The sequence below is a fragment of the Paraburkholderia sp. genome, from assembly GCF_035501035.1.
Classification (GTDB): domain Bacteria; phylum Pseudomonadota; class Gammaproteobacteria; order Burkholderiales; family Burkholderiaceae; genus Paraburkholderia.
The window spans coordinates 78,276-90,750 of the sequence record NZ_DATJWR010000212.1; the positions used below are offsets into that span (position 1 = coordinate 78,276).

Annotated in this window: 13 protein-coding genes; 10 read left to right on the forward strand and 3 right to left on the reverse strand. The window is 60.1% G+C overall.

Annotated features, from left to right (window positions below; genetic code table 11):
* Positions 1 to 299: 299 nt before the first annotated feature.
* The 8 genes from VMJ11_RS15285 (at position 300) to VMJ11_RS15320 (ending at position 7,033) form a co-directional block, all read left to right on the forward strand.
* Positions 300 to 566 (forward strand): superinfection immunity protein, encoded by a 267-nt coding sequence (locus VMJ11_RS15285; protein ID WP_325620232.1) that lies wholly within the window; start codon positions 300 to 302, stop codon positions 564 to 566.
* Between the two features lie 319 nt (positions 567 to 885).
* Positions 886 to 1,794 carry a LysR family transcriptional regulator gene (locus tag VMJ11_RS15290; protein WP_325620233.1) on the forward strand — a complete coding sequence of 303 codons (909 nt, stop codon included), beginning with the start codon at positions 886 to 888 and terminating at the stop codon, positions 1,792 to 1,794.
* Between the two features lie 204 nt (positions 1,795 to 1,998).
* The gene (locus VMJ11_RS15295; protein ID WP_325620234.1) at positions 1,999 to 2,286 is read left to right on the forward strand and encodes a hypothetical protein; all 288 of its coding nucleotides are present in this window, start codon (positions 1,999 to 2,001) and stop codon (positions 2,284 to 2,286) included.
* Between the two features lie 418 nt (positions 2,287 to 2,704).
* A complete protein-coding gene (locus VMJ11_RS15300; RefSeq protein WP_325620235.1) occupies positions 2,705 to 3,493 on the forward strand; it encodes an acetoacetate decarboxylase in 789 nt (262 codons plus the stop codon).
* Positions 3,494 to 3,521: 28 nt separating this feature from the next.
* Positions 3,522 to 4,304 (forward strand): 3-hydroxybutyrate dehydrogenase, encoded by a 783-nt coding sequence (locus VMJ11_RS15305; protein ID WP_325620236.1) that lies wholly within the window; start codon positions 3,522 to 3,524, stop codon positions 4,302 to 4,304.
* 9 nt (positions 4,305 to 4,313) lie between these two features.
* Entirely contained in the window at positions 4,314 to 5,576 is a 1,263-nt protein-coding gene (locus tag VMJ11_RS15310; RefSeq protein ID WP_325620237.1) for a patatin-like phospholipase family protein, read from the forward strand.
* 310 nt (positions 5,577 to 5,886) lie between these two features.
* A complete protein-coding gene (locus VMJ11_RS15315) occupies positions 5,887 to 6,051 on the forward strand; it encodes a hypothetical protein (RefSeq protein ID WP_325620238.1) in 165 nt (54 codons plus the stop codon).
* Positions 6,052 to 6,292: 241 nt separating this feature from the next.
* Entirely contained in the window at positions 6,293 to 7,033 is a 741-nt protein-coding gene (locus tag VMJ11_RS15320; RefSeq protein WP_325620239.1) for an SDR family oxidoreductase, read from the forward strand.
* 39 nt (positions 7,034 to 7,072) lie between these two features.
* Here VMJ11_RS15320 and VMJ11_RS15325 read toward each other — a convergent pair whose 3' ends face one another.
* Positions 7,073 to 7,642 (reverse strand): TetR/AcrR family transcriptional regulator, encoded by a 570-nt coding sequence (locus VMJ11_RS15325; protein WP_325620240.1) that lies wholly within the window; start codon positions 7,640 to 7,642, stop codon positions 7,073 to 7,075.
* Positions 7,643 to 7,786: 144 nt separating this feature from the next.
* Between VMJ11_RS15325 and VMJ11_RS15330 the strand changes: the two genes are divergently transcribed.
* Together VMJ11_RS15330 and VMJ11_RS15335 are read left to right on the forward strand one after the other, a co-directional pair.
* Positions 7,787 to 8,377, forward strand: coding sequence for a 2-hydroxychromene-2-carboxylate isomerase (locus VMJ11_RS15330; RefSeq protein ID WP_325620241.1), 591 nt, complete (start codon positions 7,787 to 7,789; stop codon positions 8,375 to 8,377).
* A gap of 122 nt (positions 8,378 to 8,499) precedes the next feature.
* Positions 8,500 to 10,146, forward strand: coding sequence for an AMP-binding protein (locus tag VMJ11_RS15335; RefSeq protein WP_325620242.1), 1,647 nt, complete (start codon positions 8,500 to 8,502; stop codon positions 10,144 to 10,146).
* Between the two features lie 79 nt (positions 10,147 to 10,225).
* Here VMJ11_RS15335 and VMJ11_RS15340 read toward each other — a convergent pair whose 3' ends face one another.
* Both VMJ11_RS15340 and VMJ11_RS15345 read right to left on the reverse strand, forming a co-directional pair.
* Positions 10,226 to 11,035 carry a siderophore-interacting protein gene (locus tag VMJ11_RS15340; RefSeq protein ID WP_325620243.1) on the reverse strand — a complete coding sequence of 270 codons (810 nt, stop codon included), beginning with the start codon at positions 11,033 to 11,035 and terminating at the stop codon, positions 10,226 to 10,228.
* Between the two features lie 69 nt (positions 11,036 to 11,104).
* Positions 11,105 to 11,827: a PadR family transcriptional regulator gene (locus VMJ11_RS15345; protein WP_414694400.1), complete on the reverse strand. Its 723-nt coding sequence runs from the start codon at positions 11,825 to 11,827 to the stop codon at positions 11,105 to 11,107.
* Positions 11,828 to 12,475: the final 648 nt, after the last annotated feature.

Sequence of the window (12,475 nt, forward strand, 5' to 3'; positions counted from 1 at the left end):
CAACACCCGCGGTTTCATCCGCTTTCTACCTGAAGCACAACCGGTTCGCAGTGCGAAGCGCGCTCATGAGGCGCGCAACGCCCGCGAGCCGGTTTTCTTTTTGTCGGGCGCGTTGCTTCATGCCGACTCTCAAGGCGATTTCGAAGCCTTATCATCAGATCAATCATGATGGCTGGGGCCTAAGAAGGGTCACATTAGCGTTGCGAATTCGAGCAACACTCTGGTACGTGCGCCGATCTTCATCTCCCCGAGACGCGAACTTAGAATCGCTCGTCACATGATTCAGGTCGAGGTGTCAAATGCGTTCGGTTATGGCCTATATATTGTTTGCACTCGTTGCTGCGGCGTACTTTACGCCAACCATGATCGCCCGCAGACGGATGAAACACGAGGCGGCAAAAGTATTCTTGATCAATCTGTTTCTTGGCTGGACGGTTAGCGGCTGGCTGGCGGCGCTGAGTTGGGCCGCACGTTCGCGGGAATCCGATTTCCGCACCGCGGAGCACGCGGCGCGCTGGCGTCATGCGGTACGAATTGCCCGGCGTACGCGGGCGTTTCGCTGCTGAGCCGGCATGCGCGGATCCGGCTTCATGGCGTGTGTCGAGTTGGTGCAGGCGGTCGGCAAGTCGTCGGCAGGAAGCCGATGAAATGTGGCGTTGCCCAACGTCGTCGCACGCTGACATCTTGAGATGGTATCCACGAGTAAGATTGTGTTCAAGCATGCTGACTGGAGTGGGATTGCCACTGCGCTGCATTAGCACACCCATGGCTACTTGCAACGCAGCGAAAAACGCAGGAGAGGGATGTTTGCGTACAAGCCGGACGGTGTGCCGGCGAGGGCGCATTGCTGACCTTGCTGATCGCGTTCAAATTGGGCGGCCGACCATGGACTATGTTGAAACGCTCCGGGTGTTTCGCACCGTTGTCGAGGCGCGGAGCTTCACGCGGGCGGCCGATACGCTTGGCGTTACGACTCCCGTCGTTTCCCGGGCGATCGCTTCTCTTGAGCAGCGAATCGGAAGCAGGCTGTTCCATCGGACAACCCGTCAAATCTCACTGACCGAAACCGCCGAGCGATTTTACGAGCGGTGTGTCCGGATTCTCGACGATCTGGACGCACTCGAGGCGGAGACTTTCAACGAGGCCAGGGAGGCCACGGGTGTACTGCGGCTGGTCGCGCATACTACGGCCACAGTCAATCGTCTCGTCCCGCTTCTGGCGGGCTTCAAGGAGCAAAATCCAAAGGTGTGCCTCGATGTCACCCTCGTCGAACGGCCCGTCGACCTGGTTGGCGATGGCTACGATATGGGTATCGTCCTTCCCTACATGCTCACGAGCGATACGACCGTGACGAAGCTACTGGATCGCGTCCCGCTGGTAATAGTCGGTTCACCTGAGTATCTGAAGAGGCATCGGCGTCCGGCCGAACCCGCGGACCTCGCGGAGCATGAATTCGTGGCAGTCTCTCCGTCGATCAGAAAGCCTGCGCTAGCGTTCAAGGCCGCAGAAGGGGAGATTGCGATTCCTCTGAAGTTCGGCATTGCGTCGAACAATCCTATGTTCAATCGCGAAATGGTCATAAAGGGTTTTGGTTTGGGAGTGCTGCCGGAAGCGCTGCTGTTCGAAGACCTGGCCTCCGGGCGCCTTGTTCGGTTGCTGGATGGCTTCGAATTGGCCGAGGACGCAATCGAGCTCCGGCTTGCGTACGTAACGAGAACCTTGATGCCCGCAAAGGTACGCGCGTTCATCGATCACGCGACTGCGTTCTTCGCAGCGAATTCGTTGGGACGGTAGCTTGCAGTTGTGTTTCGGCCAACGGTTGGCGTATTCCCGAGGGCGTGGGGCCGTGTGAAGGGTAATCGGCCATTGTCGCCGTGCCGACAAGGGTCTGTTCGCCCAGCGCCATTTATGTCGTCTCCCTCTTGACGTAGCCTTCCCCTAACGCCGCTTGTGAAGGAAGAGCGGCGGATTTTCAGGTTTCATCCATAGGGGATAGTAGTGAAGTTCTTCGCAAAATCGGCTTTCCTGGCGGCTTTTCTCACGGCTTCAGTGGCGGCGCATGCCCAGTCCGGGTTGACCGCAATCAGCGCTCAGTCAGATGGCGAGCATGTACATGCTGCGACACAGTCTGAATCTGTTCGTACTACTGGAAATAATAATGACCGTGAGGAAAAGTCGATGCAGGTCGGCGAGTATGGTTCGGAAACCAACGGCCACGCAAGCTCGGGTTATCCGACCGAGACTAGATTTAGCTCTTATTCTCCTCCAATCTATGTGGCGCGATGATCAGCGGGTTGATCGCTGAGCGCATCGGAACGTGCCTCCCAGATATGTGCGCTCATTGCTTGCTGCCCCGAATACGCAGTGAATGAATTCACGGGTATAGGCCGCTGCCACGAGCTCATTGCAGAGGAGTCAACAAAGCGTTGCATCAGTAAATGAAATCGATCGAGTCTGAAACATAATGTAAATATTGAATCGAGAATATTAAAAGTATTGACTTTTCAATAAATGAATTATCTTCAGTGATTATCTGGCTTGCGCTTCCGGATTTTTATCTGACATGACAGCGATCACGCCGGGATTTCTGAATTATTTTTAACATTGGAAATCGCAACAATCTTTTGTCGTCATATTTTCCCGTGTGCGCGAATTTGCCTCTATGATTTGCATCGTTCTACCGAAGCCAATTAACGAGGGAAGCATGGATATCCAAAATATCCGTCGCGAAGCGTTCGCGATGCCGGTTCACAATCCCGCGTACCCGCGGCCTCCATTCCATTTCGTGAATCGGGAATATTTCATCATCAGCTACGAGACCGATCCGGATGCGCTGCGCGCGGTCGTGCCGCAACCGCTGCGGCCCGAGAATAACCTCGTTCACTACGAGTTCATTCGCATGCCGGATTCATCGGGCTTCGGGGACTATACGGAAAGCGGTCAGGTCATTTCCGTGCGCGATCCGCAAGGGCGCCTCGCCAACTATACGCACTCCATGTATCTCGACGACGAAGGCCCGATCGCAGGCGGCCGCGAGATCTGGGGCTTTCCCAAGAAACTGGCTCGGCCGGTTCTCAAGGTGGACGGCAACGACACGCTGCTTGGCACGCTCGATTACGGTACGCAACGCGTGGCGACCGGCACCATGGGCTACAAGCATCATCTGCTCAATAGCGAGGATGAGCGCCGCAAGCTGGCTGAAACGCCCAATTATCTGCTCAAGGTGATCCCGCACGTGGACGGCACCGCACGAATTTGCGAACTCGTGCGCTTTTACCTGCGCGACGTGACGGTGCTCGGCGCGTGGAGCGGTCCCGCCGCCATCGAGCTGCATCCCCACGCGCTTGCACCGGTGGCGGATCTTCCGGTGCGACGCGTGGTGGGCGGCCGTCACGTGATTGCCAACCTTACGCTCGATATCGGCGAAGTCGCGTTCGACTATCTTGCCGAGGTGCCTGCCCGGCACAGCGCCGGCGAAGTCGAGCTTGCCTGATTTTTCAACTAAGCAATAAGGACTACATATGTCTGTCAAGAACAAGGTTGCGGTTATCACCGGCGCCGCCAGCGGGATCGGAGAACATTGCGCGCGCACGTTTGCGAGCCAGGGCGCTGCGGTCGTGATCGCCGACCTTAACCTCGCAAATGCGGGCAAGGTGGCCGACAGCATCGTGTCGGCAGGGGGCAGGGCGCTCGCCGTGGCGATGGATGTGACCAACGAGGAAGCCGTCAATGCGGGAATCGAAGAGGCTGCGAAGGTCTTCGGCGGCATCGACGTGCTGGTATCGAATGCCGGCATTCAGATCATCAGTCCCGTCGACGAATTCGCGTTCTCGGACTGGAAGAAGATGCTCGCCATTCATCTGGATGGCGCCTTCCTTACGACCAAGGCTGCGCTCAAGCACATGTATGCGAGCGGGAAGGGCGGCTCGATCGTCTATATGGGATCGGTGCATTCGCACGAGGCCTCGAAACTCAAGGCGGCGTATGTGACGGCCAAGCACGGTCTGCTCGGGCTCGCGCGTGTCGTCGCCAAAGAAGGCGGCTCACGTGGCGTGCGAGCCAACGTCGTCTGCCCCGGATTCGTGCGCACGCCGCTCGTGGACAAGCAGATTCCGGAGCAGGCCAAAGCGCTCGGCATTTCCGAAGCTGACGTCGTCAGGAACGTCATGCTGAAAGACACCGTCGACGGCGAATTCACCTCGCTCGATGATGTCGCCAATACGGTTGCCTTCCTGGCGGGCTTTGAATCCAACGCGTTGACTGGGCAGTCGGTGCTCGTCACGCACGGCTGGTCGATGCACTAAGGAGGCTGTATGCGCAGCGCAGAGACGATTGTCCGCATTGGCCATAAGCAATTCGAGTTGCCGCGCTACGACGAGATCGCCCTTGTCTTGCAGGGTGGCGGCGCACTGGGATCGTATCAGGCCGGCGTGGTCGAGGGCATCGAGCATGCCGGTATCGAGCCGCACCGGATTGCTGGCGTGTCGATCGGTGCGCTCAACACGGCGATCATTGCGGGCAACGAGGCGGGACGGCGCGTCGAGGCGCTGCGAGGCTTCTGGGAAGCGATTTGCCGTCCTCGCGACTGGTTCGGCAACCTGGGGGCGTTCGCGCTGCCGCTTTTCGGTCACGGCGAGCATGCGCGCAGATGGGCCAGCATGTGGGCGGCAGGGCGCGCGCTCGCGGAAGGACAGCCAGGCTTCTTTTCCCCGCGCGTGCCACTTCCCGTTGCGGGCTGGCACAGAACGCCGCCGGATTCGGTGAGTTACTACGATACTGCCGAACTGAAAGCGACGCTCAAGCGGTTCGCCGATTTCGAACGGATCAACGACGGTCCGATTCGCGTCTCGGTGGGCGCCGTGAATGTGCGTACGGGCAATCTCGTCTACTTCGACAACACGAAGATGCGCCTTGAGCCCGAACACTTCATGGCATCGGGGGCCTTGCCGCCGGGCTTTCCTGCAGTCGAGATCGATGGCGAGTACTACTGGGACGGCGGGCTCGTGTCGAATACGCCTCTCACGGAAGTATTGCGTGAATCGGATCACAAAGATGCGCTCGTGTTTCAGGTTGATTTATGGAGCGCGAGCGGCGGTGTGCCGGCCGACTTCATGGACGTGGCGGAGCGCGCGAAGGATATTCAATACTCGAGCCGCACGCGTGCCATCACCAGCATGCTTGCCGATCGCCAGAAACATGCGCGCTTCATCAAGGAACTGCTCGACCATGTGCCCGCCGACGCGCGGCGCAGCGACCCGCTCTTCCGTCTGGCGCAGACCGTGGCCGATGGCAGCTCGATCAACGTCGTGCATCTGATCTACAAGAACAAGCCGTACGAGGGGCACTACAAGGATTACGAGTTCAGTATCGACACGATGAACGAACACTGGGCGAGCGGACTCGAGGATATTCGTGCTTCGTTTGCTCATCCAGACTGGTTTGCCATACCGAGCCGCGAACAGGGCTTTGTCACCCACGACATTCACCGTGCGCCAGGCGAAATACCGGAAGGTGAACAACACACGTTGCGAAGCGAATTGGCGGCTGCCGAGCAGGGGGAGAAAGTGTCCGCGTGAGGGAGCGCAGCGGGGCGGATATCTGTATCGGAAAGACGGATTCCTAACTGTCTTTCCGCTGCCTGGATTCGTATGATGTTACGCGGTGGCACGGGTTTTGCTCATGTTAGCGACATAGGGAAGCTGATAACGACAGACCTTCGCTGATCTCCCGGGGCCTTGATGGCGGTAGTCGCGATTGTTCGGGATTCGCAAAAGGTCATTTCGCCTCGCGCTCGTTGATATCTGCGGTGTCGCGCGTAATCTGCGGACTGGTAATCGTCAATCCAGTGCGACGAAAATTGCATCGTTTCCCGGTAAGGAGTGTGAGATGGACATCCTGAGCCTCGCTCGACAAAGCGGCATGACGATCGTGCTCGACGCTCGCATCGGCCGGCAGGAATATCACTCGGTGCACAGCAGTGTGGCAGCCCTGGAGCGATTCGCGGCGCTGGTAGAGGCGGCGAGAAAGGCGGAAGCCGTGCAGCAACGCTGAATGTTTTGCCAGCGCGTCGGCGCCATTACGGCCTGGTATTGCGCCCCGGTATCGCGCGGATGTCTTGATATCGGCCACACTCGCGAGCGTCTGGACCTCAAACTGCCTCAGAGGTCCCGAGACGCCGGCACGTAGAAGCACGCACATCACCTTGCCTCCTTGCAGGAAATCCGGTTGACAACGAGCGACCGTTTAGTTACCGTTCGTTAACTAAACGGTCGTTCGAAAAAGAGGAGGCAGCATGCAATCGGACAAGTCGCAACCGAAGGTCGCGCTTGTAATTGGCGCGGGAGACGCCACTGGCGGCGCTATCGCCTTGCGATTCGCGCGTGAGGGCTACATCGCGTGCGTTAGTCGCCGATCAGAAGATAAGCTCGAGCCGCTTGTCGCCCGTATTCGCGAACATGGCGGTCAGGCATTCGGTTACGGGAGCGACGCCCGCAAGGAAGAGGACGTCGTCGCACTGATCGAACGCGTGGAAGCTGAACACGGCCCGATCGAGGTGATGGTGTTCAACATCGGCGCAAACGTACCATGCAGCATCCTGGAAGAAACGGCACGAAAGTATTTCAAAATCTGGGAGATGGCCTGCTTCAGCGCTTTTCTCAATGGTCGAGAAGTGGCGAAGCGCATGGTGGCCCGGGGTAGAGGCACCATCCTCTTCACCGGCGCGACCGCAAGTGTTCGAGGTGCAGCGAATTTTGGCGCGTTCGCCGGCGCGAAGCACGCTCTGCGCGCGCTGGCTCAGAGCATGGCCCGGGAGTTGGGCCCGCGGAACGTCCACGTCGCGCACGTGATTGTGGATGGAGCCATCGATACGGACTTCATTCGCACGACTTTCCCCGAACGCTATGCCCTGAAGGAGCAGGACGGCATCCTGAATCCGGACCACATCGCCGAAAATTACTGGTATCTGCATCAGCAACCGCGCGATGCGTGGACGTTCGAACTGGATTTGCGTCCGTATATGGAGCGCTGGTAAATCGGCGATCCGTCTGCACGGACACGCGAGATGCGAACGTTACTTCAATGCGTCGATACCGAGCGCCTCACCGAGAAAGCGCCGGCTGGAAGCGAGGATCTCCTTGCGGGTGCGCTCCGTTTCGACCGTGCGCGCGAGCAGAAGGGCGCCGACACACTGGGCCATGACGGCCCATGCGGCGCCCGTGTCGTCGAGGTCTGCGCCCCAGCTCTTTTGTATGCGTTTGAGCGACTTCTCGACCTCACTGCGCGCAGCCGGCGTGGCTCGCGCGATTTCCGGGCCGAGCGTAGGCAGCGCGCACCCCGACTCGGGATGCAACGCATGATACGTGCTCAGGTAACTGCGCAGGCGCCGCGCGAGATCGCCTTCGGGGGCGCCTTCACCCACTGCGAGCAGGTCCGCACTGTTGGACGCCTCTTCGGCGACGAGTGCATCGAAAAGGGCTTGCTTGGAGGGGAAGTGATTGTAGAAGGCGCCTCCCGTCAGTCCGATCGACGCCATCAGCGCATCGATACCCGTGGACGCGAAGCCATCTTCCTTCGCAATGGCGCGACTGCTTTCGATCAGCTTGCGTCGCGTTTCCTCTTTGTGAGAGCTTGAATAGCGCATGGTCGGTCTTTCGTAAGAGTTGAAGTCGAGGATAGCATAACCATCGTTAAATTAACGGTAGTTCAGCATACGTAATGGCGGAACATGTGACGCGGATCGCTGCCGTCACTCGGAAAATGCGGTGAATTTGGGGGAGGCGAATAGATGGTGAAATCGGTGGAGTTCTATTTTGACTTCGGCAGTCCGGCCAGTTACCTGGCGTGGACGCAACTGCCGGGTATTGCCGCGCAGCACGGCGCGAATCTCGTTTACCGGCCAGTCCTTTTGGGTGGGATACACAAGGCGACAAACAATGCCTCGCCTGCGGCCATTCCTGCGAAAGGCGCATGGATGCAAGTGGATCTGGCGCGCTTTGCACGGCGCTATGGCGTTCAGTACATCCACAATCCACATTTCCCCATCAATACCCTGATGCTCATGCGCGGGGCTACCGGCGTCCAGCTCCAGGATGAGGGATTGTTTCTACGTTACGTCGACGCTGTTTTCCGCGCAATGTGGGAGCACCCATGCAACATGGGCGACCTGCCCACGGTGCGCGCCGTGCTTGAAAGCGCCGGCCTCGATGCCTCGCTGCTGTTGCAACTCGCCGAGGATCCTGCCGTGAAGGAGAAGCTGAAGAAGGACACGGAGGCGGCGGTCGCGCGTGGTCTCTTTGGCGCGCCGACGATGTTCGTGGGCGAAGAGATGTTCTTTGGGCAGGATCGACTCGATTTCGTCAGGGAAGCGTTGCGCTAGCCAAGCCGGTCCATTCGCACACGATGCGACGCGCGGCGAGCGATGACACCTGGTGCAACAGCCACCGCGGGCACACGAACTGTGGATTCCGGCGAAACAACGAACATGGCAAGGAGACAAGCATGGAACGAAGCTGGCTTGGCCAGTATCCGGCTGGCGTGCCTGCAGACATCGATCTGGCGGGATACGACTCGGTCGCTGACTTTCTGACAAGAACCAGCGCCACGTACCCTCGGCGCACCGCGGTCGTTTGCGGGGATATCGAACTCGACTATATGACGCTCGATGCCCTGAGCGAAGCGTTCGCGGCGTACCTTCAGATGATCGAACGCCTTCCGTCCGGCGCTCGCGTCGCCCTCATGATGCCTAACGTGGTGCAGTATTCAATTGCACTCTTTGGCGTACTGAGGGCCGGGATGGTCGTGGTCAATCTGAACCCTCAGTACACCGAGAGGGAGGTCGCGTTTCACCTTGGCGATAGCGGAGCGTCGCTGCTCGTCGCCTGGGAGGGGGCGACGGCCGTCGCGCGGGCGGCGGCAGAGAGTGCAGGCTGTCGATTGATTCTGGCATCTTCGGGCGAGATGGCGGCATTGCCTCGGCTGTTGCGCGATGGGGCGCGCGGCGGGAGCGGTGATGTCGAGGAGGCGAACCGGCGAGCCGTGCCCGGTTTTCTGCAGGCAGTGGAGACCGGGAGTCTCCCGGAGAGACCCAGGACGCCGTTGTCACCGGATGCGATCGCGTTCCTGCAATATACGGGCGGCACGACGGGCCTTCCCAAAGGCGCGATACTGACGCACCGGAACATTATTGCCAACGTCCTTCAACTGTCCACATGGCTGCGCGGAACACTTCGTGGTCCTGAGGTTTGTGTGGTCACGGTGTTGCCGATGTATCACATCATGGCGCTGACGGGTAACTGCCTGCTTTCGGCCGCCGGCGGATGGAAGAACGTCCTGATTCCAAACCCGCGAGATCTTTCAAGTCTCGTTGATCAATGGCGAAGACATCGCTTTTCATTCTTCGTCGGTGTGAACACTTTGTTTAACGCGTTGCTCGATTTCGAGTCTTTTCACGATCTCGACTTCGGGGGCCTCGCTTACACGTGCGGGGCGGGTGCGGCCGTGCAGGCGACTGTAGCAGCACGATGGCAGGAGTTGACCGGATGCGCCTTGTCCGGCGGATACGGTCTCACCGAAGCCTCGCCGACGGTCTGCATGACCCCACCGGCAACGACCGCGCGCACGCAAACCGTTGGTGTGCCTGTGTCCTCAACCGAACTGCGCCTGCTCGATGATGACGGGCGTGACGTGACGCCGGGAACGCCCGGGGAAATCGTCGTGAGGGGGCCGCAGGTGATGCGTGGATACTGGAACCGGCCTGAGGAAACTCAAGCGTCGTTCACGGCGGACGGCTTCCTGCGCACGGGCGATATTGCAGTCATGGATCCGCAGGGCTACGTCAGCATCGTCGATCGCAAGAAGGACGTGGTGCTCGTTTCCGGCTTCAACGTGTATCCGAACGAGATCGAGCAGGTGGTCGCGAGCCATCCGAACGTTGCCGAGTGCGCGTGCATAGGGGTGCAGGACGCGAAGACCGGTGAGGCATTGAGGGTTTTCGTGGTGGCAAGGCAACCCGCACCGACCGCCGAGATGCTTCAGGCCTGGTGCCGCGAACGCTTGACAGGCTATAAGGTGCCGCGTCAGTTCGAGTTTCGGGAAGCCCTTCCAAAGTCCGCCGTGGGAAAAATATTGAGGAGAGCGATGCGGTAGGCCGATCGCATCGTCGTTTTGTTTGCACTTGCCCCCTTAATCAGGGGCGCGGCTCTCGCACTGCGCCCCGCAAGGCCGCTCAATCGTCGATGGTTTCGTGGGTGGCCTGCGCGCCGCGCCGCCAGTAGGCGGAGGCGCGAATGCGCTTCTTGTCCACGCCGCGCTCGTTGCACAGATGCGCGCGCACCGCGCGTACCGCCGAGGCCTCGCCGGCGGCCCAGACGTAGCCTTCGCCAGGCGGCAGCCATACCTGGGAAACGGCTTCCACGAGCGGATACGCCGACTCGCTTTCATCGCGGTAGCACCAGGTGGCGTACAGATCGGCTTCGGTGGGCAGCTCGATGCGCGCCGAGCGATTCGCGACTTCCATCACTACGGCCACGCGCGCGCCAGCGGGCAGCTCGGTGAGACGGCGCTGGATGGCGGGCAGCGCCGTTTCGTCGCCGATCAGCAGATGCCAGTCGAAGCCCGTGGGAATCACCATCGAGCCACGCGGGCCGCCCACGCCGAGATACTGGCCGGGCTTGGCCTGTGCCGCCCACGCCGTGGCCGGACCGGCCTCGTGTAGCGCGAACTCGATGTCGAGCTCGTTGGTTTGCGTATCGAAGCGGCGCGGCGTGTAATCGCGTGCGGCGGGACGCTCGATGCCTTCCGGGAATACGATGCCGTCTGGGCCAATGCCTGGCAGTACTGGCTTTTCCTCGCCGGCGGAAGGAAAGAACACCTTGACGTGATCGTCGAACGACGCCGAGACGAAATCGCCGAGCTCGCCTGTGAGCGTCACGCGCACGAGCGCGGGCGAGAGCGCCTGGACACGCGCCACGCGCAACAGTCGGAACTTCAGCGGGTGACGCACACGGACGACTTCGAGTTGGGACGGGTTCTGCATGTATGGCTCCGATGTTGGGGTGGCGCGACGTGGGCCGCCGCGGGGCGCGTGGGTGGCGGGAACGGCTGCTCAGGCGCCGCCGTTCTCGATTTCCTGGGTGGCGCGCGCGAGGATCGCGGCGATGCGATGCTGTTCCTCGGGCGAAGCGTCGGTTCGGCGCAGCAGCGCACGTTTGAGCGCGTGGCGCGCCTCGATCAGCTCGCGCACCCAGCCAGTGCCTTCGGCCGGATCTTCACCGGCCAGCGCACGGCGCATGACTTCCATCTTGCGGCCGAAGTGCGTGAGCTTCGCGAGGATCAGGTCGGCGCGTTCGCGGTTGGCTTCGAGGTGCGCGCGGCCTTCGGACGAAAGCTCGTAGCGCTTGCGGTTGCCTTCGAGCGTCACGCTCACGTAGCCGAGTTCCTCCAGATATGTGAGGGCCGGGTAGACCATGCCGGGGCTCGGGCTGTAGAAGCCGTTCGAGCGCGCGTCGAGCGCCTTGATCAGCTCGTAGCCGTGGCTCGGACGCTCGGCTAGCAGCACGAGCAGCATCAGCTGGAGGTCTTCGGACGTGAACTTGCGGCCGCGGCCGAAACCGTCGCCGTCGCCGAAACTGCCGAAGCCGCGGCCGAAACCGTCACCGAAGCGATCGCCGAAGTCGCCGTGGCCTTCGCCGCCGCGATGGCGCCCCATGGCGTGGCGCAGGGCGTTGAGGGCGTGCATGGCCGGATGGCGCCCGCCGAAAAAGGCGAGCGGATCGCGCGGCGTCTGGCCGTGACGGCCAGTGTGACCAGAATGCGAATGGTGGCGCATGGGGCCTCCTTGGTTATCGGGTGTCTTAAAACATGTCTTAAGATATATATCGTAAGAGCGTTTGTCAAAGGGAATTTTTTGGGGTAACCGCGCACACTAAAGTCTGCGGGAGCGACGAAAACCCCGTTCAGAGACAAAAAAGTCTGCGGGAAGGGCGAAATTTGCGGTGCGCCGCACAATTTTTAAGGGTTTTTCAGCTTGAAGCCGAAAGCGCATTTTTTGAGGGGGCCTGCCGGATAAGGCCCGACGCCTTCAAATTATTTGGGGTCTGATTTTTAGCGACACGTGCCGTCTTCCGACTGGTGAGGCTTGCGAAGGGACTCGGCAGAAAGCTGCACTGCGCGCAAAGCCACCGCGATTCTTCGCGGAGTGCTTTCCGGCGAGGGGTGGCAGGGAATGTTCTTCAGCGCCGCGCGCACAGGCGAGCAGGGCGCTCGCAGACATACTTTTTAAATTGATATATAGGTCTGTATCGCACAGCGGACCGTTGCAGGCCCGCTGTCGTACACCCTCCCCACATTTGCGGCTTGGATATCGATGCTATTAACGTTTGTCGACAAAGTCCTCGAGCGACTGGAACTTGAGGTCATCTTTTAGCGCCGGGTCAACCCACACTATCTGTTCCAAGCTCTCCCGCAACTGAGAATG